The organism is Streptomyces sp. NPDC017936 (assembly GCF_044328485.1).
In the GTDB taxonomy this organism is placed as follows: Bacteria; Actinomycetota; Actinomycetes; order Streptomycetales; family Streptomycetaceae; genus Streptomyces.
On the sequence record NZ_JBIRHK010000004.1, the window covers coordinates 91086 to 114964 of the forward strand.

Consider the following 23879-nt stretch of genomic DNA (forward strand, 5'->3'; position numbering starts at 1 on the left):
GCACTGCGGTGGAATCCCCCCACCTCGATTGGGTGATGATACGCGCGTCAACTGACGGTTTGCCAGTGGCTTGTGGGGTCACGGACGAAACGCGCCCGCCCCGTCACCTCGGAGGTGACGGGGCGGGCGCGTCGTGCGGTCGCTCGGCTGCGCCGAGCCGCGTACCGGATACGGCGTCAGTCGCCGTTGCCGGGGGTCGGCGTCGTCTTCTGGATCTGCATCAGGAACTCGACGTTCGACTTGGTCTGCTTCATCTTGTCGAGGAGCAGCTCGATGGCCTGCTGCTGGTCGAGCGCGTGCAGCACCCGGCGCAGCTTCCAGACGACCGCCAGCTCCTCGTTGCCGAGCAGGATCTCCTCCTTGCGGGTGCCGGACGCGTCGACGTCCACCGCCGGGAAGATGCGCTTGTCGGCGAGCTTCCGGTCGAGCTTGAGCTCCATGTTGCCGGTGCCCTTGAACTCCTCGAAGATCACCTCGTCCATGCGGGACCCGGTGTCCACCAGGGCGGTGGCGAGGATGGTCAGCGAGCCGCCGTCCTCGATGTTGCGGGCCGCGCCGAAGAAGCGCTTCGGCGGGTACAGGGCGGTCGAGTCGACACCACCGGACAGGATGCGGCCGGAGGCCGGGGCGGCGAGGTTGTACGCACGGCCCAGACGCGTGATCGAGTCGAGCAGCACGACGACGTCGTGGCCCAGCTCCACCAGGCGCTTGGCGCGCTCGATGGCGAGCTCGGCGACCGTGGTGTGGTCCTCGGCCGGGCGGTCGAAGGTCGAGGAGATGACCTCGCCCTTGACCGACCGCTGCATGTCGGTGACCTCTTCCGGACGCTCGTCGACGAGGACGACCATCAGGTGGCACTCGGGGTTGTTGTGGGTGATCGCGTTGGCGATCGCCTGCATGATCATGGTCTTGCCGGTCTTCGGCGGGGCCACGATCAGACCGCGCTGGCCCTTGCCGATCGGCGACACGAGGTCGATGATCCGGGTGGTCAGCACGCCCGGGTCCGTCTCCAGACGGAGGCGGTCCTGCGGGTACAGCGGGGTGAGCTTGTTGAACTCCGGTCGGCCGCGGCCGTGTTCGGGCGCCATGCCGTTGACCGAGTCCAGGCGCACCAGCGCGTTGAACTTCTCGCGCCGCTCGCCTTCCTTCGGCTGGCGGACGGCGCCGGTGACGTGGTCGCCCTTGCGCAGGCCGTTCTTGCGGACCTGGGCGAGGGAGACGTACACGTCGTTCGGGCCCGGCAGGTAGCCGGAGGTCCGGATGAAGGCGTAGTTGTCGAGGATGTCCAGGATGCCCGCGACGGGGATCAGGACGTCGTCCTCGGCGATCTGCGGCTCGCTGGCGATCTCGTCGCGGCCACGACGGCCCCGGCGGTCGCGGTAGCGGCCGCGACGGCCCCGGCGGCCGCCCTCGAAGTCGTCGTCGTCCTGCGGTCCGGCGTTGCGGTCCTGACGGCCGCCGCCCTGCTGCTGGCTCTGCTGCTGGCGCTGGCCGCCCTGCTGGTCGTCGCCCTTGCCGCGGCGGTCGCGGTCACGGCCGCGCTCACGGCGGTCGCGGCGGCGGCCCTCGGCGCCGTCGGCGTCGGCCTTGCCCTCGCCCTGCGGCTGCGCGGCCTGCTCGGGGGCCGGGGCCTCGGCCTTGGACGCGCTCCTGGCCTCGGCCGTGACGGTCTCGGGGCTGCCCGCCTCGGCGGTGGCGCGGCGACGGCGGCGCTCGGCGGGGGCGTCGCCCGCGCGCTCGGCCTCGGCGGCGCTCGCGCGGGAGGCGCCCGTGTCGCGGGCGGTGCCCCCGGCGGGCTGGCCGGGGATCTCGATCTGCTGCTGGGCCACGGCCTTCTCGGCGGGGGCCTCGGCCGGGGCGGTGTCCGCCTTCTTGTCGGCGGCGGCCTCACCCGTGCGCGCCTTGGACGTGGCGCGGCGCTTGGGCTTGGTCTCGGTGGGGGCTTCGGCCTTCGCGGCCGGGGCGCCTCCGCCGGAAGGGGCGCCCCCGGCGGCCTGCGCCTCCTTGATGACCTCGATCAGCTGGCTCTTGCGCATGCGCGCGGTGCCCCTGATGCCGAGGCCGGATGCGACCTGCTGCAGTTCGGCCAGCACCATGCCCTCGAGGCCGGTACCGCGGCGCCGCCGGGAGCCGGCACCGCTGGCAGGCGCGGAGGCGTCCGTGGCGGGCGCGGCAGCGGTCTCCTCGACACGTGCGCCCATCAGATCGGTGGTGTCGCTCACGAAGGGTCCTTCCCTGGAGCGGACGTCGGCCTGTCTGGCTCGGCGACCGGTTGTGCTGTCCGACTTCGGTCCTTGATGTGGCGAAGCCGGGGCGGTGGTCCGCCAAAGCGGCGGAAGAGATTTCTGGTGATGGCGCTTCCTCGACGAGCCGTGGCACCCGGTGTCACGTGGCGTGGTCGCACCTGTTCCGGAGCGTGCCCGGCGGACCGCTCAGCGTCGCTGTACGGCGTACTGCCCAGGTACGACGTACGGAACGCAGTGCGGCTTGGGGAGCTCCCGGAAGAATGTCTGTCCCGGACGGGGACACGAAGCACCTCGCCATGGTGGGGTCGGGTGCAGACTTGAGGTTAACACTACCGGATCCAACAAACATTCCCCCTCTCGAAATCCGGCAACCGTCACGCTGTCACAGGTCGCCGGAGGGTGCGAGCGGCATCACGCTCGCTCCCCGAAGGTCCAGACTCAGCCGGTTGGCGGCCCAGTCCGCGCCGGCCAGGGCCTCGACCTTGTCGGCCGTGCCCGCGTCGGCCAGCGCCATCACGGTGGGTCCGGCGCCGGAGATCACCGCGGGGATCCCGTCGGCGCGCAGCCGCTCCACCAGCGCCGCGCTCTCCGGCATGGCCGGCGCGCGGTACTCCTGGTGGAGGCGGTCCTCGGTGGCGGGCAGCAGCAGCTCGGGGCGCCGGGTGAGGGCCTCGACGAGCAGGGCGGCACGGCCCGCGTTGGCGGCGGCGTCGACGTGCGGCACGGTGCGCGGGAGCAGCCCGCGCGCGGTCTCGGTCAGGACCGGCTTTCCGGGCACGAAAACCACCGGAACGATGGAATCGGAGGGCTCCATCCTGATCGCCCGCGCGGCGCCCGCCTCCATCCAGGAGAGGGTGAAGCCGCCGAGCAGACAGGCCGCGACGTTGTCGGGGTGGCCCTCGATCTCGGTGGCGAGCTCGAGCAGGGCGGTGTCGTCGAGCCTGCTCTCGCCGCCTATGGTCACGGCGCGGGCGGCGACGATGCCGGCGCAGATGGCGGCGGAGGAGGAGCCGAGGCCGCGGCCGTGCGGGATGCGGTTGGCGCAGACGATCTCCAGGCCGCGCGGCTGGCCGCCCAGGACGTCGAAGGCGGTGCGCAGGGAACGGACGAGGAGGTGCTTCTCGTCGCGCGGCAGCGTCTCGCTGCCCTCACCCGCGATGTCGATGTGCAGCCCGGAGTCGGCCACCCGGACGACGACGTCGTCGTAGAGCCCCAGCGCGAGGCCCAGGGCGTCGAAGCCCGGACCGAGGTTGGCGCTGGTGGCGGGGACGCGCACCCGGACGGCGGCGGCGCGGAACGCTGGACCGGCCATCGCTCGTTGACTCTCCTTGAGCTGCGTGATGGTCGAATGACATTCGATGACGTACGAGGACCCGCGGGCCGCCGGGACGGCGCGGCCCCGTTGCCGGCCGGGGCGATATGCGCAGGCATATGCGGTGGGCGGGTTCGGTACAGCCTATCGAAGGAAGGTTCTGTGGCGACATAGGGCGCACAGGAGGCGCACGATGCGTGTCGTAAGCCCCCTGTGCACCCCTGACGGGGATCACCCTTCGGCGTGCCCGTCGGTGCGCTCACCGGCGCACTCTCCGACGTCCCCACCGGCGCGCTCGCCGGTGTGCCCGTCGGCGCGCCCCGTCAGGCGAGACCGAGACGGGCCGCGGCGGTCACCGCGTCGACGGGGACGGTGACCGGCTGCGGGGCGCCGGCGACGGCCCAGTCGGGGTCCTTCAGACCGTTGCCGGTGACGGTGCACACGATCCGCTGGCCCGGGTCGACCTTGCCCTGCTCGGCCGCCTTCAGCAGGCCGGCCACGGACGCGGCGGACGCGGGCTCCACGAAGACGCCCTCCTGCGCGGCCAACAGCCGGTAGGCGCGCAGGATCTCACGGTCCGTCACCTCGTCGATGAGGCCGCCGGACTCGTCCCTCGCCGCCAGCGCGTACTGCCAGGAGGCGGGGTTGCCGATCCGGATCGCGGTGGCGATGGTCGACGGGTCCTTGACGACCTCGCCGCGCACGATCGGGGCGCTGCCGGACGCCTGGAAGCCCCACATGCGGGGCGTCCTCGCGGCGACGCCGTCGGCGGCGTACTCCGTGTACCCCTTCCAGTACGCGGTGATGTTGCCCGCGTTGCCGACCGGCAGGACGTGGATGTCGGGGGCGTCCCCGAGCATGTCCACGATCTCGAAGGCGGCCGTCTTCTGGCCCTCGATGCGCACCGGGTTCACCGAATTGACCAGCGCCACGGGGTAGTTGTCGCTCAGCGAGCGGGCCAGCGTCAGGCAGTCGTCGAAGTTGCCGTCGACCTGGAGGATCTTCGCGCCGTGCACGAGGGCCTGCCCCATCTTGCCCAGCGCGATCTTGCCCTGCGGGACGAGGACGGCCGACACCATGCCGGCGCGCACCGCGTACGCGGCGGCGGAGGCGGAGGTGTTGCCGGTGGAGGCGCAGATGACCGCCTTGGCGCCCTCCTCCTTGGCCCGGGTGATGGCCATGGTCATGCCGCGGTCCTTGAAGGACCCGGTGGGGTTGGCGCCCTCGACCTTGAGGTGGACCTCGCAGCCGGTGCGCTCGGAGAGCACCTGCGCGGGCACGAGGGGCGTGCCGCCCTCACGGAGCGTCACGACGGGCGTGCTGTCGGATACCGGCAGCCGGTCCCGGTACTCCTCGATGATTCCGCGCCACTGGTGGGTCATTGCTGGTTACTCTCCTTCAACCCGCATGATGCTGGCGACACCCCGCACGGTGTCGAGCTTGCGCAACGCCTCGACGGTCCCGCTGAGCGCGGCGTCGGACGCCCGGTGGGTGACGACGACGAGGGAGGCCTCGCCGTCCTTGCCCTGCTGGCGGACCGTGTCGATCGACACGCCGTGCTCGGCGAACACGGTCGCGACCTGCGCGAGAACGCCCGGTTTGTCCGCGACGTCGAGGCTGATGTGGTAGCGGGTGACCACATCGCCCATCGGCGACACGGGCAGGGCGGCGTACGCCGACTCGCCGGGCCCCGTCGCCCCGCTGAGCCGGTTGCGGCACACGGCGACGAGGTCGCCGAGCACGGCGGAGGCGGTGGGAGCACCGCCCGCGCCGGGACCGTAGAACATCAGCTGACCGGCCGCGTCCGACTCCACGAACACGGCGTTGTACGCGCCGCGCACGGAGGCGAGCGGGTGGGTCAGCGGAATCATCGCGGGGTGCACCCGGGCGGTCACGGACCCCCCGTCGGCCGCCCGCTCGCAGATGGCGAGCAGCTTGATGGTGCAGCCCATCTCCTTGGCGGAGGCGAAGTCGGCCGACGTCACCTCGGTCATGCCCTCGCGGTAGACGTCGTCGAGGCGCACGCGCGTGTGGAAGGCGATCCCGGCGAGGATGGCGGCCTTGGCGGCGGCGTCGAAGCCCTCGACGTCAGCGGTCGGGTCGGCCTCGGCGTACCCGAGCGCGGTGGCCTCGTCGAGCGCCTCCTGGTACCCGGCGCCGGTCGAGTCCATCTTGTCGAGGATGAAGTTGGTCGTCCCGTTGACGATGCCCATCACGCGGTTGATCTTGTCGCCGGCGAGGGACTCGCGCAGCGGCCGGATCAGCGGGATGGCGCCGGCGACGGCGGCCTCGTAGTAGAGGTCCTCGCCGTGCTGCTGGGCGGCCGCGTGCAGGGCGGCGCCGTCCTGGGCGAGGAGCGCCTTGTTCGCGGAGACGACGGAGGCGCCGTGCTCGAAGGCGGTGGTGATGAGGGTGCGGGCGGGCTCGATCCCGCCGATGACCTCGACGACGACGTCGATGTCGCCCCGTTTGACCAGGGCGGTCGCGTCGGTGGTGACGAGGGAGGGGTCGATGCCCGCGCGCACCTTGGAGGGCCGCCGCACGGCCACCCCGGCCAGCTCGACCGGCGCCCCGATCCTCGCCGCGAGGTCGTCGGCGTGCGTCGTCATGATGCGCGCCACCTCTGAGCCGACCACTCCACAGCCCAGCAGCGCCACCTTCAGCGGACGCGTACGCATCATCCGACCTCGTTTCCTCATACCGTCTACGGTTCCACCAGTCTCACTCACCGGACCGGCGTTTCTGTGCCCGGTCCGGATCGTGAGACGTCTATTTCATTTTCGCAGGGGCGGCGGACAGGAGATCTTCCGCCCGCCTTTCCCGTGGGAACTCAGGGGGAGCTCCGCGGGGACTCCGCGGGAGTTCCGTGGAACTCCGTGGGAACCCCACGGGAACTCCGTGGGATTTCTCATCCGACGTCGAGCCGCAGGAGGTCCTCCTCCGTCTCCCGCCGGACGACGACCCGCGACTCCCCGTCGCGCACGGCGACGACGGGCGGACGCAGGACGTGGTTGTAGTTGCTCGCCATGGACCGGCAGTACGCGCCCGTGGCCGGCACGGCGATCAGGTCACCCGGTGCCAGGTCGGCGGGGAGGAAGGCGTCCTTCACGACGATGTCGCCGCTCTCACAGTGCTTGCCGACCACCCGGGCCAGCATCGGCTCGGCGTCGGAGGCGCGGGAGACGAGGGCGACGCTGTACTCGGCGTCGTAGAGGGCGGTCCGGATGTTGTCGGACATGCCCCCGTCGACGGAGACGTACGTCCGCAGCCCCTCCAGCGGCTTGACGGTGCCCACCTCGTAGAGCGTGAAGGCGGTCGGTCCGACGATGGCGCGCCCGGGCTCGACGGAGATCCGCGGCGTGCGCAGCCTGGCGGCCTCACACTCACGGGTGACGATCTCGGTGAGCGCCTTGGCGATCTCGTGGGGCTCGCGGGGGTCGTCGGCGCTCGTGTACGCGATGCCGAGGCCGCCCCCGAGGTCGATCTCCGGCAGTTCGATCCCGTGCTCGTCGCGGATGTCCTTCAGCAGGCCGACCACCCGGTGCGCGGCGACCTCGAAGCCGGACATGTCGAAGATCTGCGACCCGATGTGCGAGTGGATCCCGATCAGCTCGAGCCCGTCGAGCTGCAGGGCCCGCCGCACCGCCTCGGCGGCCTGCCCGCCGGCGAGCGGGATCCCGAACTTCTGGTCCTCGTGCGCGGTGGCGATGAACTCGTGCGTGTGGGCTTCCACCCCCACGGTGATCCGGATCTGCACCCGCTGCCGCTTCCCGAGCGACCGGGCGATGTGCGCGACGCGCACGATCTCCTGGAAGGAGTCGAGGACGATGCGGCCGACGCCGTTCTCGACGGCCCTGGTGATCTCCTCCGTGGACTTGTTGTTGCCGTGGAAGGCGATGCGGTCGGCGGGCATCCCGGCGGACAGCGCGGTGGCGAGCTCGCCCCCCGAGCACACGTCGAGGTTGAGCCCCTCCTCGTGCAGCCAGCGCACGACGGCACGGGAGAGGAACGCCTTGCCGGCGTAGAAGACGTCGGCGTCGGCCCCGAAGGCGGTGCGCCAGGCGCGCGCCCGCTCCCGGAAGTCGGTCTCGTCGAGGACGTACGCGGGGGTGCCGTGCTGTTCGGCGAGGGTCTTCACGTCGACGCCGCCGACGGTGACGACCCCGTCGGGGCCGCGGCTGACGGTGTGGGCCCACACCCGGGGGTCGAGGGCGTTGAGGTCGGCGGGCGGCGCGGAGTAGTGGCCCTCGGGGAGGACGTCGGCGTGACGGGGCCCGGCGGGGTGTGCGGAACGGCTCATCTTGGGCGTGCTCTTTCAGAGGTGGTCGGGTGCGTCGATGCCGAGCAGGGTCAGGCCGCCGGCCAGCACCGTCCCGGCGGCTTCGGCGAGCGCGAGCCGGGCACGGTGGGCGGCCGAGGGTTTCTCCTCACCACGGGGCAGGACGGCGGGCAGCAGGACGAGCGCGGCGTCGGCGACGGCGACCAGGTGCCGGGTGAGACGGGAGGCCACGGCGACACCGTCCGGGTGCGGAACGGCGGCGACGGTGCCGAGGACGCGGGGGTGGTCGGCGAGGAGGGCGAGGAGGGGGGCCGCGAGGGGGGCTTCCCGGTCGGGGCGGGGGCTCTCGCGGCGGGCGTGAGCGGTCTCCGGGCCGGCGTCCGGGACGACGCCGGGGGCCGGGTCGCCCGGGTCGGCGGCGAAGCCGAGGTCGGCGGCGTTGCGGCTGAGGGCGCGGGTGCGGGCGTGGGCGTAACGGACCCGGAAGAGCGGATTGCCCTCGCGCTGCACCAGGTGCTCGGCGGTGATCCGGGGCCGATCGTGCGGGGCGGGGTGGAGCAGGGCCCACCGGGCGGCGTCGGCCCCGAGCGGAGCGGGGTCCTCGGGCGCCGGCACCGGCCGCAGGGTGACGGGCTCGCGGTGTGCGACCTCGACGCGCCCGCCCTGCGAGCCGACGATCCGCGCGAGCGCGTCGGCCAGGACCTCGGCGCGCACCTCGTACGGCACGCGCAGCTCGACGACCCGTCCGGCGAGCGCGCTTCCGTGCCCGTACCGGGCGCCCTCCCGCAGGATCCGCCGGACGAGCGCGGCGGCCGCGGCAGCGTGATCGACGCTGATGTTGAGGAACCCGGGCCCGGTGATCTCGACGCCGGTGACCCCGGCCGCACGGGTGAGGTACGGCCGCAGCACCTCGGCGACCCGGAGCGGGGGCCGGCCGGCGGGACGGGCCAGCTGCAGCGCGATGTTCGTCGCGTAGTCCCCGGTCCCTCCCGGCCCCGGGGGCCCCACGACCGCCCGCGCCGGCACAGCCACGCTGAGCTCACCGGCGTCCACGGCACGACGCACCGCGTGCAGCACGGTGCGCGAGAGCTCGACGGGGGTCACGGGACAAGCGTAGGGGAGGAGGGGGGTGGGTGAGCGAGCCGCTTTCGAGAGGTTCCGGGATGTGGACGGGGCAGGGGCCGGTGAGGCGGCTCCGGAGAGGGAGGCAATCGTGGGCGGGGCGGCGAGGACGAGGCCCCTCGATGCCCGAGCTGCCCGGCCCCCGGCTTTCCTGGTTCTCGGAGTCGCCGGCTTCCGAGGGCTGCCGTCGACTTCCACGGTCCCCGGCTTCCCGGCTTCCCGGATCCCCGCCCTGCCCTACTCCGTCACCGCCCCGTTCCCCGCACCCGCGCCCGCGCCTGCTCCTCGCCCGGTCCCCCACACCGTCCTCGCCCCTGCGGTCCTGGCCACGACGCTCTCCCCGTTGCCCAGCGCGCCGCCGAGGCGGCGACCGAGCCCGACCCCGAGCCCGTCCGGCGCACGCCCCGCGCCGCCCGCTCCCCCGCTGCCGCCGTTCCCCCGCCCCTCCTCGATCAGCGCCCGCACGAGGCCGACGAGTTCGGCGGGGTCGAAGGGCTTGGGCAGGAAGGCGTCGACGCCGACCTCGAGACCGGCCTCGACCTCGTGCCGCGTACAGGCACTGATGATCGCGAGCGGAAGGTGCCGGGTGAGCGGATCGGCCCGCAGTCGGGCAGCGGCGCCCAGCCCGTCCAACCGGGGCATGACGACATCGAGGGTCACCAGATCGGGCCGCACCTGGTGAACGACTTCCAGACACTCGGCACCATCGGACGCGGTCACGACCTCGAGACCCTCCAGCTCGAGATTGACCCTGATCAGCTGCCGGATGACCTTGTTGTCGTCCACCACAAGCACCCGGCCCGACGCCCCTGACACAACTCGAGAGTAGGTGCGCACCGGCCACCGCGTCCGGGTTTTCCCCACTTCCACCCCGTGCGGCGGACCGGCACGGCCCCGCACCCCCGCCGACCCCGGAAAACCCGTTCATGACCACCCCGCCGAAGCTGGTAGTGTTCTACCCGTCGCCACGAGCGAACAGCTCGAGCCCGACACGCCCCCGTAGCTCAGGGGATAGAGCAACGGCCTCCGGAGCCGTGTGCGCAGGTTCGAATCCTGCCGGGGGCACCCTGTATGTGGTGCCCAAAGACCCCGTCACCAGCGGAAACGCTGAGGCCGGGGTCTTCGCGTATGTGCAGGCGGATGCAGCCCGGAGCGGCCGCATGTCGGGGTCCGTGGACGAGGCGTGGACGGGATCTTGAAGCGTTGCCCCAGGTGAGGCGCACTGTCCGTGGCCCTCGGGTTCCGTGCGGCAGTGACCCGTCGGGCAGGGACCTGACGTGTCAGATGCGTGCGCTTGGATGGGCGGGTGACCGTTCATGATGTTGCTCGACACCTGCCCGAGACAGCAGTACTCCGTGAGCACTGCCGTTCCATGGCCGTCCTGGAGGCGGTCCTGAGCCCCGAGTGGGAAACCCGCTACCACTCCTTCAACGACCACTGGTCCGAGACGGAGTCGATGGCCTCGATGCGGAACGGATCGGGCGACGAGTACTCGATCGTCTTCTCGCCCGCCGGCGCCTACGTCCGGGGGTTCGATCACGAGTCACCCATGAGCCCCTACGCAGAGGACGGGCCATGGCCGGGAGTGCTCGACGAAGTTCCTGAGGTCTTTCGGCCGTGTGTCGAGGAACCGGCGTTCTCGGACGAGGACGGGATGCCTCTCGTCACTGCGTGTATGTGGCGAGAGGCCGGAGACGACAGCTGGAAAACGGGGACGATCGACTTTCCTGAGAGGGAAAGGGAAGATCCGGACGGCGCCGGATACCTCTTCCAACTGTTGGTGGACCGCTCACCGGAAGCGTTTCAGAGCTGGGCCGAGGATTACTACGGGGTCCCGGTCGTCTTGGACGCCGTTCGTCACATCTTCTCTTCCCTCCCACTGACCGAAGAAGTGGTCCACGCGTTGAACTCGAAGATCGTCCTGGCAGATCTCTCAGAGGACATTGCCGAGATCGGCTATCCGACGCGCTGAGACGTGGAACAACGAGGAGACCTCTGGACGCGACACCAGGGGTCTCAAAGACAGGCAGGGACGTCTACTCGTACTCGCGCAGCAAATCCTCGATGCGACGGTTGGCGACGTCCTGCCGTCCGTCGAGGCACTTCGCGTAGCGAGTCAGCAGGACCTCGACACTGTTGCCGGCGCGCTCGGCCACCTCGGTCGGGTCGACACCTGCGTTGAGCCACGTCGACAGCGCCGAGTGACGGAGGTCGTACGGCCGACTCGCGAGCGGCGAGGCCGCGACGGCCGGCGGGAGCGCGAGGAGCCGGGCCTCCTGCCACACGCGGTAGTAGGTCGAGGACGGGACGACCGCGCCCTTCTCGCTGAAGAACAGCCGCCCGTCGTCCGCCGTACCGAAGGTGGCCAAGTGCTCGCGGAGCACGGCGACGAGGTAGGGCGGGATGGGCACCCGCCTGACGTCCTCGGTCGGCCGGTTCTTCAGCCCGCGGTCGTCGTGGGTCTCCCCCGAGTCGGTCCACTGCTTGCCGACCGACGGACGGGTCCGGTGGAGCAGGGCCGAGCCCCAACCCTGTTCGGGGAGGATCAGGTCCGTCTCGACGAGGCCGACCGCTTCCGCCGGCCGAAGGCCACCGAAGTACATGGCAGCGAACAGACCCACGAGACGACGGCCGCGGGCACGCCGGTATCCGCCCACATAGGAGACGGCCGCCAGGAGGTTGCGAGCCTGTTCCGGGTTGGCGACGACGCGCGGGTCCACCTGATTGGACACCTTCGGTTTCTGCCAGCGAACCGCCGTGATGGGGTTCTCGCGCAGCTCTCCCAGGTCGACCGCGTAGTTCGCGGCGTTGACGAGCGTCCGACGCTTACGCCTCACGGTTTCCGCCGCTGCTGCTGTGCCGTCGAGCTTGAGCTTCAGCGAGTCGAGGACCGCGCGGGCCGTGGCGGGCTCAGCGAGGTCAGCGAGCGGTCGAGAAGCCTTGGACACCCAGTGGAGAACGTTCCGCACGTCGTCCGGGACTTCCCGATCGTCAGGCGCTGGCAAGACGAAGGCCCAGTTACGAAGTGCTTTGCGGATCGCCTCGTCGGACGGACGTCCAGCGCGATCGTCGAGGAGTTCCACCGTCACGCTGGTGAGCGACTCGTTGATGCCGTCCCGCGTGTTGGGGGCCGCGTGGGGCCACTTCATGGCGAGGTACCTGAGGGCGAAGGCGTACCACGACACGGCCGACTTCTTCTCTTCCATCGAGGCCGGAAGGCCCGACTGCGTGTCGAATTCCTCGCCGTCGCGCATCGCACGCATGAGCTTCGTACGGTAGTGGTCAGCAAGCGCCTTGGTCCGGAAGGACTCCGAGAAGACGTTGCCTGCAACAGACCAGCGGACCCCGTACGAAGGCGTCTTGGTGTCCCGCTTACGGACGCTCCAGACCTTCACGTCGAGAGACTTCACGCCGCCGCCTCCAACTGCCGCAACCATGTGACGAAGTCACTTCGCCAGATTCGGAGCTCTCCATTGGGGAGCTTGAATGCCTCAGGCCCCAGCCCCAGCTCCCGCCAGCGGTAGAAGGTCCGTCGAGAAACACCGCCCAGTTCGTCGAGCACCTGGCGGACAGTCATCAGCTCGTCGTGACGGTGGTCCATGTCGGTTCTCCTTCCGTTCCGATGGCAGGTTCGAGAGACGCGGCAAGCCAGGTCTCGGCAGCGCTGAGGCCCGTGCCGGCGAACACCCAGTGGGCGAGGACGAGCGTGGTGTCGCCGTCCTGCGGGACGGTCGGAGCCGTCTGGGCCCGTCGCCAGTCGGCACGGGCAGTGCGGAGGGCGCCGAGGGTGGTGGAGTAGCGGCGGGACTTGGTGGAGAAGTGGCCGCGGAAGCCGAGCATGTGGGCCCAGGCGCGCAGGCGGAGGTGTTCGAGGTCCTTGCGGGCGCCGAGGATCCACGCGGTGCGGATCATGCGACGGGCGTGGTCACTGATGTCGAGCTGGGCCAGCTCGGCGGCGAACTTCAGCGGCCGGTCCAGAGCTCCCGTCGCGGTCTCGGCACCCTTGGTGGCGTACTTCGCGATGTACGCCGCGACGGCCCGCTCGGTCAGCTCCTGGCCGCCGTCGAAGTCGGCCGAGCAGATCGTACGGACGTCGAGCTGTCGGCCGAAGATGAAGGTGTGGGCCCGGCCGTCGATCTCCGGGCCGTCGACCTGGGCGGCGGGGACAGCCGCACGGATGGCGTCGGTGAGGAGTTCGGCCGTCGCCCAGGCCGGCGGCGGGGTGTCGCCGCCCTCCGGGCCGTCAAGGCGGATGACCGCGTGGAAGTGGACGGCCCCGCGCTTCTGGTACTCGGCCACCTTGGCGAAGGAGATGCGCGCGTGATCGCGGAAGGTGCGCTGGGTGAGCCCGGCCCGCTTGGCGACCTCCCGGCGGAGGTAGATCGAGAAGCGCCGCCAGAGGGTCCCGGCGTGCGCGTTCCAGAGCACGGCCGCTTCGTAGTCGTAGCGGTCCGGGTCGAGCGGGGTGCCGAGTACGTCGTCGTCCTGGTCGTGGTGGACGCCGCAGCGGCAGGGGCGGACCGTCCCCCGGCCGTCGGTGGGTCGGTTGTGGACCGGGCCGAAGCCGGGGGCGGTGAAGGTGGCGAAGACGCGCGGGTGGGTGGCGACCCGTTCGGGGGTGCCCTTGCCGCCGCGGAGTCCGGCGGTGATCAGGTGGTAGGTGTCTCGGCGGTAGGTCTCGGCGCAGGCCGGGCAGCGAGTGGCGCGGCGGTTGTTGCAGCGGACGAGGAGGTTGCCGGCGGGGAGGGCGGACGAGTCCAGGTGGTGCAGGACGCGCCCGATCTCGCCGGTTGCCGTGTCGACCGCGTGCTCGGTGCGGTGGCCGTCGAGGCGTACGGGGCGGGTGCAGCCGCCCAGGCCGGACAGTTGGCGGGCCAGCTCGGGTAGGGTGCCGAGGGAGGCCAGCATGGAGAGTTCCGCCAGCGGGGGCGGAGTCTGCCGGGTGATGATGGGACTTCCTTTCGGCTGTTTCGGCAGTGGGGAGGGACGGCCCCGGGGCGGCGGGATGCTTGGCGGCTTGTTGCCGCCCCGGTGGCCGGTCAGCGCCTGTCGGCGCCGTTGACGAGGGAGCGCAGGACCACGGCGGCGATGGCCACGGACACGGCCGTGACGGCGACCGCCGCCAGGAGCGCGGTGAGGACGACACCGACGACGACCACGGCGGCGACCGCGCCGGCGCCGATGCCCACGTACGGGGCGACCGGACGACCGGCTGAGGGAGCCGGAGCCTGCGTCTGCTGAGGCGTGACGGTCGACGTCGGCAGAGTCGGGACGTCGGGCAGCTTGGGACGGAACACGGCGGATCTCCTTGTCACTCGTGGGTGCCGTTGACGACGTCGACCCCGGAACGGGTGCCGGACTCGATGGCGGGGGCGAGGAAGGTGTGTGAGAGCCAGAAGCCGAACAGGGTGATCACGACGGCGACCCAGAGGCGGACGCCGAGGAACTTGATCGCGGCCCAGGCGATGACGCCCAGGACGAAGACGAGCGGCAGCGAGACGGTCACGGAAGCTCCCTCAGCGGACGGCGCAGCGGTGGGTGCGGGCGGCCAGCTCGGCGGCGGCGCGGCTGTCGTAGTCGGCGGAGAAGCCGCAGCGCGGAGCCGTACAGACGGCGGCGTGCTTCTCTCGGCCCCGGCCGTCGTAGTACGTGCCGACCTGGACGGGTCCGAGGCGGACGGTGCGGCGGAAGCGGCGGTTGGCGGTCATCAGGGGGTCTCCTTCGGGTCTTCGCCGGTGAAGTCGGTGACGTGCTCGGCCAGCCAGCGCAAGATCTCGTCGCCCTCGTACTCGTCGGCGGCGAGGATCACGGGCTCGGCGATGAGCACGGCTTCGGTGAGGCGGTTCTGTCGGGTCAACTCGGCGGCGCGTTGCAGCGCGCGGAGCGTGGACGGGCGCACGGGGGAAAGTCCTCCGGGTCAGGTCAGGTGGGCGGAGAGGGCTTCGGCCAGCGGCAGCGGGACGCCGAGCCGGGCGCGAAGGGTCGAGGTGTCGATGGGCGTTCCGGTCCGGGTGCGGTGTTCGTCGGCGACCTTGCGCGCGAGCGTGACGAGCGCCGGCGGGACCGGGGGCGTAGAGGGCGGAGCCGGTTCCGGCTCCGCAGCGGGCAACTCAGGTGCGGAGGCAGGGGCTTCGGGTGCGATGGGCTCCGGGGCCGACTCGCGTTCCCCCGTCGAGGCGTCCGCGGTTGCTCCGTGGGCGAGCAGCGTCCCTCCCAGGAAGGCGATCGCAGGCCATCCGGCCACGAGGATGCGCAGCCAGTCCGGCACGTCGTCGAGGTCGAGGAGTCCTGCCGTGGCGACGTTGGCGCCGAGGGACGCGGTCAGGGCGACGAGGAACCAGCACCACCCGGCCGCTTTCGCCTCACCGGAGCGCAGTCGCCGCCAGGCCGCCACCAACAGCAGGTCGACGGAGACCGGGTAGGCCCATGCCTTCCAGCCGTCCTGTCCGGCGGCCGAGGCCAGGTCGTGCAGGTGGGCGAAGGACAGCGCGGCGGCGATCAGTGCTTGGACGAGTACGGCGTCGAGGCGAACAGGCAGGGCAGGCACGGCGCAGCTCCTTCCGGTTCCAGGCATGGAGGGGGTAGGGACGTGGCACAGGACGGCCGTGCCGGCCGTGGGCGGGGTGTGCTTACTCGGTGACCGGGCGGGCCGTGGCCCCAGGCCCGGACGCCTCTACCGGCATCGGTGGGACGTACGGGCGGAGGGGATCGAGCGCCGGTACGTCGGGGGTGAGGTGAGCCGTCGCGCGGCAGGTGGCCGCGGCGTCGGCGAGGGAGAGGTAGGGGGTACGGATGCGGGACCAGCCGCCGGAGGTGTCGCCGACGACGGCCAGGCCGGGCAGCTCGGCGGCAATGGCACAGGCCGCGCCGACGGCCTCAGGGGCGATGTCACCGAGCGCCATCTTCGCCGAGGCTTCGTCGTTCACACGGTGGCAGACGCGGCCGGTGAGTTGGGCGCGGAGCATGGTCGCGCCCTTGCCCAGCTCGGCGCCGAAGCGCTGCCCGCAGACTTCGAGATAGATGCCGGCGGCCCGGCCGAGCTGGGCGAGCCGGATGAGCTGGGTGACCATCTCGTCCCGCCGTTCCTCCTCCTTCCGCGTGGCGACGAGGAAGAGTTCGGCCACCTCGTCGACGAAGAGCACGATCGGGGCCGGGCGTTCGTCCTCCGGCAGTCCCCAGACGTCCGAGGTGATCAGCTCTTCCGGAGTGCCGGGCGCGATGCCCTGCCGGGCCTTGATCAGGTCGTACCGGTCCTCCATTTCCTTCACGAGCGCAGGAAGCAGCCCGGCCGCCTGGTCCGGGTCGGTCGCCAGGGCGGAGAGCCGGGGCGCGAAGGGCGCCAGCTCGACCCCGCGCTTGCAGTCGATCCCGACCAGGGCCACCGGCTGAGCAGCGAGCCCGGTCAGCAGGTTCCGCAGGTACATGGACTTGCCGGAGAGCGTGGCGCCGAGCACCAGCTCATGCGGTACGGCCCGGTAGTCCCGTACGAACGCGGTCGCGTCCTCCCGTAACGCCACCGGGATCCGAAGCGGACCGCCGTCCAGCCGCCGGGGCATCCGCACCTTTCGCAGCACGTCGAAGCCGACGAGCCGCAGTTCGACGACTCCGGGCTTGACGTCCCGCACGTGGACGGCGTGGACGCCCCAGGCGTGCCGGAGGCGTTCGGCGGAGGCCGCCACGTCCGCCGGCTCCTGGCCCGGAGCCAGCCGCAGCCGCATGCGCAGGCCGGTCGTGGTGGGACGGATGGCGCCCCGACGAGGAGGAACCGGCCGGACCTCACGGCGGGTGGCCGCCCGGACGGCCAGCGCCCGCCACCGGGACGGCTCGACGGTCAGGCCGCAGGCGTCCATGGTCGAGGGGTACGAGGCCAGCAGCCGGGCCACCGAGAGCGGCAGCCCGACCCTGGACCAGTACGCCGCCGGGTAGGCGTGCCGGGCGTAGGCGGCGCCGCCTATCGCGGCGAGCGAACCGCCCAGCTCGGCCCATGTCACCAGGTCCGTCACGGCGATCAGCCCGCCTGAGCCATCGAGAAGGCACCCGGGGCAATGGCGGTCGCCCGGTAGGCGATGCCGTGCCGCTCCCGGCCGTTGAAGACGCTCTGCCACGGCCGCGCCACCAGGCCCGGCAGCGAGACCGGAGCACCGACCGTCAGGCCCTCGGTCACGCCGCTCTCCGGGACGGTGACCTGGATCAGTGACGACTCGCCCTCGTCGATGTAGACGACGCCGACGGTCATCAGCGCCTCACCGGTCACTGCGTCCTTGGCGATCTCACCGGTCTGCCGGTCGCGCACCTTCGGCGCCGGCGCTTCGGTGAGCAGGATCGTGGCTGCCGAGGCGTCAACGCGGATCACACGCACAGGAATTGCTCCTTCTGAGAGTCGATCAACCCGCCAACCTGACAGGTTGACTTAGCAAGTTCGAAGCTAGGGATGGCAAGTTGACTTGTCAAGTGAGATCGAGGGGAAGAGAAGCCGTTTCCTCGGGTCATCGGGGCGACCACAAACTCGGTTTACCGAGGTTGCTCGGTCGGCCAGGCTGGGGCCATGCCTCGCAGAATCATGTTCGTGCAGCTCAAGAGGGGCTACGACACCGACCGCAGGCCCTCGTGGATCGGGTGGGTGGACTTCTCCAAGACCTGGAAGACGGCCTACTTCCAGGGGCGAACGCTGCGGCGCGCCACAGGTCTTGGCTTGTTCGACGCCAACTTCTATGACGCCGAAACGGACGAGGAGTTCTGGATCTCCGGACCGAAGCGCGACCGGAGCGACACACGGTACGGACCGGAGGAGCCGACGGTAGAAGATGACGCCGCAGAGGCTTACCGAGCGTTCCTCCAGGGAGCACCGCTTCCCGGCCGAGAAGACGGCTAGCCACAGGCCAAGTCAGTTCAAGCGGTAGGTGTCTTCCAGTTCCTGCCGGTCGGCAGGAAGGAGCACATCAGAGACCTGTAGCGCTTGCCCGGAGGCGTCGCAGGCGATGACGAGGACGCTCAGGACGGGAACGCCGTCCGACAGCCCCAGCAGCTCGGCTTCGGCAGCGTCGGGCAGCCGTGCGGACACCCGCTCCGTCACATGGTCGAAACGGACCTTCTTGCGCGTCTCCAGGTGCTCGCGCACACCGGACGCCAGCACATCACCGCCGGCCAGGTCGGTTCCCTCGACGAGGCCGGAGGGAAAGTACGACGAGACCAGCTCGGCCGCTTCACCGTCCTCTTCGACCAGGAAGCGACGCCGGACGGCTTTGGCCTTCTTGGGCAGTCCCAGGGCCGAGGCCACGCGTGCAGGCACTGCCACCTCGCCGACGTCGACCAGGCGGCCGGGAGTTTGCGACTCGTCACGCGTCAAGGCTTCCAGGCCGCGCCGGTCTTTCTCTTCGACGACCGCAGGGCGACCGCGCACGATCGTCCCGTAGCCCTGCCGGGACTCCAGCCAGCCATCCCGCTTCAGCAGCTCCAGCGCCCGCACGACCGTGGGCCGGGACATCCCGAACGACTGCACCAGCTGGTTCTCACTGGGAACCCGCGTGCCAGGCGCGTACGTGCCGTCCTCGATGCGACGCTGGATCGTCTGCGCGAGGCGCACGTACTTGGGCGCCTCCACTTCATACGCCATGAACGCCGCCGCCTGTCGAGATTGGCCAAGTCAACCGATCAACCAGACTAGCGACAGATTCAAGGTGGCAGTAGAAGAGGTGGGTTATCCCATCACGCCGGCCAGGCATCGGCGACCACGAAGGAGACGACCGTTCCGCCGAACCGGCTCGGCCCGGAGTGCCAGGAGTCGGCGATGGAGTCGACCAGGAGCAGGCCGCGTCCGTGTGCGTCATTGGCGTCCGGGTGCCGGAGCCGCACGGCGGCTGGGAAGCCGGGGTTGTGCACCTCGACCCGCAGCGAGTCCCCTTCCCGGAACCACTCCACCCGCACCATCCATGTCTCGTCCGCCTGCCCGTAGCGGATGGCGTTGGTGACCAGTTCCGAGATCATCAGGGCGCAGTCGTCGACCGAGCAGGCCGGGTTGTACGGGGCGATGAACTTCCGGAACCAGCGCCGGGCCCGGGGTACGGACTCCGGCGTCGGGTGCAAGGTCATCGCTCCCAGCCGCGGCGAGTCCTCGCAGGGGTAGCGGTCGATCGTGTAGGCCATCCGCGTTCACTCCTTGCCGCTGCCGTCGCAGTCGAGGCAGCGCCGCTTCGATGTGGCGCGGGTGCGGTCGTCGGCCGTCGAGAGCGCCAGAGCCGTACGGGAGCCGACGCGCTTCCAGCCGCGTCCCCGACATCCCCGGCAGTTGCTGCGCGCTTCCTCGTCCGACCGCCGACTCGTCACACCGCACCCCTCCTCCTCCAAGTGGCCTTAGCCACTACGTGGAGAGTGGCATTAGCCACTTGTGGCGTGCAAGCGGTTCCGCCGGAACTACGGCTGTTTCAGGTCAGCGGGTAGCCCTGTTCGAAAGCCCAACGGTGCGGCGGGTAAGTCGCTTCGGCGAACTCCAGCGGCCGGTCCTGGAGGTCGTAGACGACGTGGTGGACGACCAGCACCGCCGCCCCCGGGGTGAGGTGGAGATCCTCGGCCTCCTCGTCCGTGGCCTGTCGAGCACACGTCCGGTCTTCCGCGTAACTCCCCTGCCGTCCCGTCATGTTCTCGACGTACATCAGGGTCCCCTCCTGGATGCGTTCGGGGTCCATGAGCCTGGGCGCCCGTTGCCCGACGTCCGGAGCGAACCACGAGGTCGACAGGTTGATCGGCCCGTCCTGGTTGTTCGTCACGCGACGCCGGTGGACGGCCCTCCGGTCCTTGACCAGCCCCAGCGCTTCGGCCACGTGGTCCGGAGCGTCCAGCCACCCGGCCGAGGTGATCACCGCGTACTCGCCGGCGGTGTAGATCTTCCCGGTCTGCCGGGCCCGGCCGTACAACTCCCGTGCACGGCGGTTGACTTCGAGGCTGCGCACGTAGGTGCCCGAACCCTGGCGCTTCTCGACCAGGCCCTGACGACTCAGCGCCTCCAGCGACCGGGCAGCCGTCGGCCGAGAGACGGACCAGTCGGCCGCCAGCTGCCGCTCGGAGGGAACCTCGTCCCCCGGCCGCAGGTCCCCCCGCAGGATCTGGTCACGGATGTAATGGGCGATCTGGAGGTACTTCGGCTGAGTCTCCTCGATCTGCGGCATGTCCCCTCCTTGGAATCCTTCACGTCAACAAGTGGCTATGGCCTCTAGCCACTATAGAGTGAGTGGCCAACCCCGAACCTCGTAGGCTGGCCCCATGACGCGGTTGATCGTCGCAGCGGGAGGCGGAGGCGACGCTGTCGCTGCCGCGATGCTTGACGCCGGCCTCTACGGCGGCGAGGACCGGGCGGTGATCCTCACGTACGCGTGGGACCGCCTGCTGATCGACCCGGTACCGGGCCCACGAGGAGCCGACAACTTCACCGGCCTCCTCCCGATGACCCCCGCCGTACGTCGAGTGCCGGCCGAGGCCCGCCCCATCGCTCCGGCAGGCTCCACCCTCCCCCGACTCGCGGCAGAGCTCCCGAACACCTTCGCCCTGCTCGACCCGCACCACGGCGTGGAAGGCGTCACCCGCCAACTCGAAGAACTCATCAGCCACTTGTCCCCCACGTCCATCGACCTCCTGGACGTGGGCGGCGACATCCTGGCTCGAGGCGACGAACCCACCCTGAAAAGCCCACTGGCCGACGCCCTCACCCTCGCCGCCTGCTGCCAGGTCAACGCCCCGATCCGACTCCTGATCGCAGGCCCCGGTCTGGACGGCGAACTTCCCCCGGACGACTTCCGCGACCTGCTCGGCGACCTCGTCCACACCTTCACCGCAGCGGACGTGGACAGGCTCGGCACGATCCTGGACTGGCACCCTTCCGAAGCGACCGGCATGCTCGCCGCCACCGCCCGAGGCGCCCGCGGAACCTGTGAAATCCGAGACGCCGGCCTGCCCATCCCCCTCACCGACGAGAGCCCGACCGTCCACGAGGTCGACCTGGACGACGCCGCCAGCCGCAACCAACTCGCCCGCGCCATCATGACGACGGCCACTCTGGACGAGGTCGAGGCGTACAGCCGCGAGATCTGCGGCTTCTCGGAGATCGACTACGAACGCAACAAGGCCACCTGGCTCAAGGACCAGCCCCCGACGGACCTGAACCCGGACACCGTCCTGACCCAACTCGCAGCATTCGAGGCGGAAGCCACCAACCGCGGAGTCACCCACACGACGTTCCGCCACATCACCGAAGCCCTGAACCTCAGCGGCACCCAACGCGAGAACCTGCGTGAGCTACTGATCAGCAACCGCCCGGAACAGTACGAAGCCCCGTTGTGGCGCATCACGGCCAAGCCTGAGTAACAACTTTCTTCACGGGTTCAAGCCCGGCTGCGCTCCGCTCCGCCGGGCGCGCTCCCGGCTCCGCGTCGCGCTGCGCTCCTGCCTTCGGCCCGCTCCGCGCACGCTGCGCCGACGCGCGCTCACGGGAGGAGCGGGACCAGTCGGAGGGTCGAGTACCGCACGAGGGGGGTCGCGGTGAAGGACATGCCTCCGGCGGGGGCGCTCAGGCTCCGAGATGGCAGGGGCGCCACGGGCGAGTGCCGGCCGAAGGTGGCTGGCGTGGGGAGCTCCCATCCCGTCTGCCGTCGACCCAGGCAGAGCCGAGCAGACACGGCACCGGGCGTCCAGGTCGTTCGTCCAGTGGGGCGCTCCACCTGGACGCCCGGCACCGCGCCTGCTCCACGGTGTGTGGGTCGACGGCAGACGGGATGGGAGCCGGGTGAGCGGTGAGCAGAGGGGCGTCTTCGCCCGACGCGATGCCTGGTGATCAAGCGCATGACCTGCGGAATGGGGATATTCGCCACCTTGCGCCGAACATCCACTACGCAAGAACTTCGGCGCGCTACGCAGAATTTAACGGGTTGTCACGGCGACATTGTGCGTAGTAGCGTCTCTCTTAGTCGCTGACGCCCATTCAGTCCATCCAGGGCTTGCGTTAGCACGCAAAGGGAGGGGGCTCCGATGCCTAAGATCCACATCCCCGTCATCGGCTACACGCAGGGTGGTCGCCAGATGATGACCACCGCGATGTCTGCGGTGGATCTCGTCTCGATGGTCGCCAAGCCGGAGGCTTGGGACCCGGTCAAGACCACCACGCACGGCAACCGGCCGCGTGACAACAACCACATGGCCGGCATCGTCAACTACCTGGAGACCGAGGAGAAGTTCGTTCTCGGGGCGGCGGTCCTCTACCTGACGTCGAAGGAAGCCGAGTTCAAGGCCACCCCGGTGCCCGGGGTGACCACCGAGGTCGATGCCGCCCAGTTCGGTACGCTCACCATCGACATCGGCGCCAAGTTCGACATCGGCGATGGACAGCACCGCATCGGCGCCTACGAGAAGATCGTGCAGGGCCGGGACGAGGACGACCCGCTCATCGAGCGCCTCCGGACGTCCGGGCAGCCGCTGATCATCGTGATCGAGGACGATCCCAAGCATCGCGCCCAGGACTTCGCGGATCTTCAGCGCAACGTCAAGGCGCCCACGGCCTCGATGGGGCAGTCGATGGATCGGCGCCAGCCCATCAACCGTGAGCTCGCCGACCTCTTCGACCACGTTCCGCTCCTGCAGGACCGGGTCGAGTACTTCAAGGACAACCCGGGCAAGCTCTCGGCCAAGGCGTTCAGTTTCAAGACCGTGCGCTACGTGTCCGGTCTGCTCCTGGTGGGCAACGGGTACCGGTCCCCGGCGACCATGGACAAGGCCGTCAACGCCCACTTCGAGGGGAGCAAGAGCAACCCCGAGGAGGCTCGCGCTGCTCTCAAGGACTTCTGGACCGAGCTGGGTGAGCTGGTTCGCTTTGCTGACGTCGTCGACGGCAACATCAGCGTTCCCGAGCTGCGTGAGGCCACTTACCTGACCTCCGCCGGCGTTCTCTACGCCATCGCTTACGCCGTTCACCTGGCCGTTGCCGACGGCAGCACCACGATCTCCGAGGCCGTACGGGCCCTCGACAAGGTCAACTTCGACCGCGCCACCAAGACGGCCGCCATCACGTCTGAGGACACCATCTTCGCTGGCAACCTCATCGACCCCGACACGGGCAAGCTCGTCGCCGGCCGGACCGCCTGGGAGTCTGCGGGCGCTCTGCTTCGCGCCGAGATCGCTGCTTCCCTCCACGGCACCGCGCCCCTTCCGGAGCAGTCCACCGAGGAGAAGCCCGCGAGCGTCTAACACCTGAACTGCTCGCTGAACAGGTCCTCGTCTCCCACACTAAGGGGGCGAGGGCCTGTTCTGTGCTGATGCGGCAAACGGGTAGACCAGAGCGCTCTGTCAGTGGCTCCTGCCATCTGCCGACATGATTGGTGAAATTGCAGGCGTGCCCGTTGGGCAGTCGTACGAGAGCCGACGCCTCGCCAGCGCTGCAGGTGTTCACCGGCCCCCTTTTTTTGCCGGCATCTGCGGAACCAAGGCCACCGTATCGACGGCAGTGACGGCAGCGCTGACGGCAACGACGGCGGACGGCAACGACATTCGACAGCCCAGCGCGGCAATGGCAAGGTGCCGACGGTCCACGCCACCAAGGGCCGCCCGCATCTTCTAAGCGCCGGGTCTGGGCCGTCCCTGGGCCGTCCGAGGCCGCTCAGCAGCGACCAGTGATGACCACTAACGACAGCCGTAGCGGGCGGCAGCCGCAGGTCACGCAAGTTGATCTGCGACACTGGAACCACCATGCCCAAGCCCGGAGAACTGAGCTGACGTGCGCTTATGCACACATCCGGTGAGTGTCTTGAGTGCGTGAAAACGCCGACGAACAACGGCGCGAGCGCGGACGTATGCGGACCACCGGCGCAGGTGAACAGCGGCTGCCGTGTGTTGCTGCTGTCCGGGGTCGTTGACGTCAGCGGAACAGTTCCGGGCCTGGCAG

At 70.3% G+C, this 23879-nt stretch carries 25 protein-coding genes and 1 tRNA gene; 5 read left to right on the forward strand and 21 right to left on the reverse strand.

Features of this window, described 5'->3' with window-relative positions; translation table 11 throughout:
- Nucleotides 1–176: 176 nt before the first annotated feature.
- The 7 genes from rho to ACH4F6_RS09890 all read right to left on the reverse strand — a co-directional run bounded on the left by rho (nt 177) and on the right by ACH4F6_RS09890 (nt 9796).
- A complete protein-coding gene (gene rho, locus ACH4F6_RS09860; RefSeq protein ID WP_397959410.1) occupies nt 177–2222 on the reverse strand; it encodes a transcription termination factor Rho in 2046 nt (681 codons plus the stop codon).
- A gap of 406 nt (nt 2223–2628) precedes the next feature.
- Complete coding sequence (thrB, locus tag ACH4F6_RS09865) at nt 2629–3558, reverse strand: homoserine kinase (RefSeq protein WP_397959411.1); 930 nt, start codon at nt 3556–3558, stop codon at nt 2629–2631.
- A gap of 323 nt (nt 3559–3881) precedes the next feature.
- Nucleotides 3882–4940 carry a threonine synthase gene (gene thrC / locus ACH4F6_RS09870; RefSeq protein WP_397959412.1) on the reverse strand — a complete coding sequence of 353 codons (1059 nt, stop codon included), beginning with the start codon at nt 4938–4940 and terminating at the stop codon, nt 3882–3884.
- Nucleotides 4941–4946: 6 nt separating this feature from the next.
- Complete coding sequence (locus ACH4F6_RS09875) at nt 4947–6239, reverse strand: homoserine dehydrogenase (protein WP_397959413.1); 1293 nt, start codon at nt 6237–6239, stop codon at nt 4947–4949.
- A 227-nt stretch (nt 6240–6466) separates the two neighbouring features.
- The gene (lysA, locus tag ACH4F6_RS09880; RefSeq protein WP_397959414.1) at nt 6467–7858 is read right to left on the reverse strand and encodes a diaminopimelate decarboxylase; all 1392 of its coding nucleotides are present in this window, start codon (nt 7856–7858) and stop codon (nt 6467–6469) included.
- Between the two features lie 15 nt (nt 7859–7873).
- The gene (gene nrtL / locus ACH4F6_RS09885; protein ID WP_397959415.1) at nt 7874–8941 is read right to left on the reverse strand and encodes an ArgS-related anticodon-binding protein NrtL; all 1068 of its coding nucleotides are present in this window, start codon (nt 8939–8941) and stop codon (nt 7874–7876) included.
- A 255-nt stretch (nt 8942–9196) separates the two neighbouring features.
- Nucleotides 9197–9796, reverse strand: coding sequence for a response regulator (locus tag ACH4F6_RS09890; protein WP_397959416.1), 600 nt, complete (start codon nt 9794–9796; stop codon nt 9197–9199).
- 156 nt (nt 9797–9952) lie between these two features.
- Here ACH4F6_RS09890 and ACH4F6_RS09895 point away from each other — a divergent pair.
- Nucleotides 9953–10024, forward strand: a tRNA-Arg gene (locus ACH4F6_RS09895).
- A 241-nt stretch (nt 10025–10265) separates the two neighbouring features.
- Nucleotides 10266–10931 carry a hypothetical protein gene (locus ACH4F6_RS09900; RefSeq protein ID WP_397959417.1) on the forward strand — a complete coding sequence of 222 codons (666 nt, stop codon included), beginning with the start codon at nt 10266–10268 and terminating at the stop codon, nt 10929–10931.
- 64 nt (nt 10932–10995) lie between these two features.
- Here ACH4F6_RS09900 and ACH4F6_RS09905 read toward each other — a convergent pair whose 3' ends face one another.
- The 10 genes from ACH4F6_RS09905 to ACH4F6_RS09950 all read right to left on the reverse strand — a co-directional run bounded on the left by ACH4F6_RS09905 (nt 10996) and on the right by ACH4F6_RS09950 (nt 17318).
- On the reverse strand, nt 10996–12369 hold the full coding sequence (locus tag ACH4F6_RS09905; RefSeq protein WP_397959418.1) for a tyrosine-type recombinase/integrase: 1374 nt from the start codon (nt 12367–12369) through the stop codon (nt 10996–10998).
- Complete coding sequence (locus ACH4F6_RS09910) at nt 12366–12560, reverse strand: helix-turn-helix transcriptional regulator (RefSeq protein WP_397959419.1); 195 nt, start codon at nt 12558–12560, stop codon at nt 12366–12368. The genes ACH4F6_RS09905 and ACH4F6_RS09910 overlap by 4 nt, the downstream gene beginning before the upstream one ends.
- The gene (locus ACH4F6_RS09915) at nt 12536–13867 is read right to left on the reverse strand and encodes a replication initiator (RefSeq protein WP_397959420.1); all 1332 of its coding nucleotides are present in this window, start codon (nt 13865–13867) and stop codon (nt 12536–12538) included. Before ACH4F6_RS09915 ends, ACH4F6_RS09910 begins: the two co-directional genes overlap by 25 nt.
- Nucleotides 13868–13998: 131 nt before the next feature.
- Nucleotides 13999–14256, reverse strand: coding sequence for a SpdD protein (locus ACH4F6_RS09920; RefSeq protein ID WP_397959421.1), 258 nt, complete (start codon nt 14254–14256; stop codon nt 13999–14001).
- A 14-nt stretch (nt 14257–14270) separates the two neighbouring features.
- Complete coding sequence (locus tag ACH4F6_RS09925) at nt 14271–14465, reverse strand: hypothetical protein (protein ID WP_397959422.1); 195 nt, start codon at nt 14463–14465, stop codon at nt 14271–14273.
- A 10-nt stretch (nt 14466–14475) separates the two neighbouring features.
- Nucleotides 14476–14667 (reverse strand): mobile element transfer protein, encoded by a 192-nt coding sequence (locus ACH4F6_RS09930; protein WP_397959423.1) that lies wholly within the window; start codon nt 14665–14667, stop codon nt 14476–14478.
- Nucleotides 14667–14858 carry a hypothetical protein gene (locus ACH4F6_RS09935; protein ID WP_397959424.1) on the reverse strand — a complete coding sequence of 64 codons (192 nt, stop codon included), beginning with the start codon at nt 14856–14858 and terminating at the stop codon, nt 14667–14669. The genes ACH4F6_RS09930 and ACH4F6_RS09935 overlap by 1 nt, the downstream gene beginning before the upstream one ends.
- Before the next feature lie 18 nt (nt 14859–14876).
- Nucleotides 14877–15533 carry a DUF2637 domain-containing protein gene (locus ACH4F6_RS09940; RefSeq protein ID WP_397959425.1) on the reverse strand — a complete coding sequence of 219 codons (657 nt, stop codon included), beginning with the start codon at nt 15531–15533 and terminating at the stop codon, nt 14877–14879.
- A 55-nt stretch (nt 15534–15588) separates the two neighbouring features.
- Entirely contained in the window at nt 15589–16962 is a 1374-nt protein-coding gene (locus ACH4F6_RS09945; RefSeq protein WP_397959426.1) for an FtsK/SpoIIIE domain-containing protein, read from the reverse strand.
- A gap of 5 nt (nt 16963–16967) precedes the next feature.
- Nucleotides 16968–17318, reverse strand: coding sequence for a hypothetical protein (locus tag ACH4F6_RS09950; RefSeq protein WP_397959427.1), 351 nt, complete (start codon nt 17316–17318; stop codon nt 16968–16970).
- Between the two features lie 201 nt (nt 17319–17519).
- On the opposite strand from ACH4F6_RS09950, the gene ACH4F6_RS09955 reads away from it, so the two are divergent.
- Nucleotides 17520–17831: a hypothetical protein gene (locus ACH4F6_RS09955; RefSeq protein WP_397959833.1), complete on the forward strand. Its 312-nt coding sequence runs from the start codon at nt 17520–17522 to the stop codon at nt 17829–17831.
- 12 nt (nt 17832–17843) lie between these two features.
- Here ACH4F6_RS09955 and ACH4F6_RS09960 read toward each other — a convergent pair whose 3' ends face one another.
- From ACH4F6_RS09960 to ACH4F6_RS09975, 4 genes are all read right to left on the reverse strand, one after another.
- On the reverse strand, nt 17844–18572 hold the full coding sequence (locus ACH4F6_RS09960; RefSeq protein WP_397959428.1) for a GntR family transcriptional regulator: 729 nt from the start codon (nt 18570–18572) through the stop codon (nt 17844–17846).
- Between the two features lie 92 nt (nt 18573–18664).
- Nucleotides 18665–19102, reverse strand: coding sequence for an ATP-binding protein (locus ACH4F6_RS09965; RefSeq protein ID WP_397959429.1), 438 nt, complete (start codon nt 19100–19102; stop codon nt 18665–18667).
- A 6-nt stretch (nt 19103–19108) separates the two neighbouring features.
- Nucleotides 19109–19282, reverse strand: a complete 174-nt coding sequence (locus ACH4F6_RS09970; protein WP_397959430.1) for a hypothetical protein — start codon at nt 19280–19282, stop codon at nt 19109–19111.
- Between the two features lie 98 nt (nt 19283–19380).
- Nucleotides 19381–20121, reverse strand: a complete 741-nt coding sequence (locus ACH4F6_RS09975) for a GntR family transcriptional regulator (protein WP_397959431.1) — start codon at nt 20119–20121, stop codon at nt 19381–19383.
- Between the two features lie 94 nt (nt 20122–20215).
- Between ACH4F6_RS09975 and ACH4F6_RS09980 the strand changes: the two genes are divergently transcribed.
- On the forward strand, nt 20216–21313 hold the full coding sequence (locus tag ACH4F6_RS09980; protein WP_397959432.1) for a DUF1152 domain-containing protein: 1098 nt from the start codon (nt 20216–20218) through the stop codon (nt 21311–21313).
- A gap of 660 nt (nt 21314–21973) precedes the next feature.
- On the forward strand, nt 21974–23185 hold the full coding sequence (locus ACH4F6_RS09985) for a DNA sulfur modification protein DndB (RefSeq protein WP_397959433.1): 1212 nt from the start codon (nt 21974–21976) through the stop codon (nt 23183–23185).
- Nucleotides 23186–23879 lie beyond the last annotated feature (694 nt).

Coding starts and splice junctions, on each gene's coding strand:
- thrB (WP_397959411.1), bottom strand. CDS start 3,558: ATGGCCGGTCCAGCGTTCCGCGCCGCCGCCGTCCGGGTGCGCGTCCCC.
- thrC (WP_397959412.1), bottom strand. CDS start 4,940: ATGACCCACCAGTGGCGCGGAATCATCGAGGAGTACCGGGACCGGCTG.
- ACH4F6_RS09875 (WP_397959413.1), bottom strand. CDS start 6,239: ATGATGCGTACGCGTCCGCTGAAGGTGGCGCTGCTGGGCTGTGGAGTG.
- lysA (WP_397959414.1), bottom strand. CDS start 7,858: ATGAGCCGTTCCGCACACCCCGCCGGGCCCCGTCACGCCGACGTCCTC.
- ACH4F6_RS09910 (WP_397959419.1), bottom strand. CDS start 12,560: ATGGACCACCGTCACGACGAGCTGATGACTGTCCGCCAGGTGCTCGAC.
- ACH4F6_RS09915 (WP_397959420.1), bottom strand. CDS start 13,867: ATGCTGGCCTCCCTCGGCACCCTACCCGAGCTGGCCCGCCAACTGTCC.
- ACH4F6_RS09930 (WP_397959423.1), bottom strand. CDS start 14,667: ATGACCGCCAACCGCCGCTTCCGCCGCACCGTCCGCCTCGGACCCGTC.
- ACH4F6_RS09940 (WP_397959425.1), bottom strand. CDS start 15,533: ATGCCTGGAACCGGAAGGAGCTGCGCCGTGCCTGCCCTGCCTGTTCGC.
- ACH4F6_RS09955 (WP_397959833.1), top strand. CDS start 17,520: ATGTTCGTGCAGCTCAAGAGGGGCTACGACACCGACCGCAGGCCCTCG.
- ACH4F6_RS09960 (WP_397959428.1), bottom strand. CDS start 18,572: ATGGCGTATGAAGTGGAGGCGCCCAAGTACGTGCGCCTCGCGCAGACG.
- ACH4F6_RS09965 (WP_397959429.1), bottom strand. CDS start 19,102: ATGGCCTACACGATCGACCGCTACCCCTGCGAGGACTCGCCGCGGCTG.
- ACH4F6_RS09975 (WP_397959431.1), bottom strand. CDS start 20,121: ATGCCGCAGATCGAGGAGACTCAGCCGAAGTACCTCCAGATCGCCCAT.
- ACH4F6_RS09980 (WP_397959432.1), top strand. CDS start 20,216: ATGACGCGGTTGATCGTCGCAGCGGGAGGCGGAGGCGACGCTGTCGCT.
- ACH4F6_RS09985 (WP_397959433.1), top strand. CDS start 21,974: ATGCCTAAGATCCACATCCCCGTCATCGGCTACACGCAGGGTGGTCGC.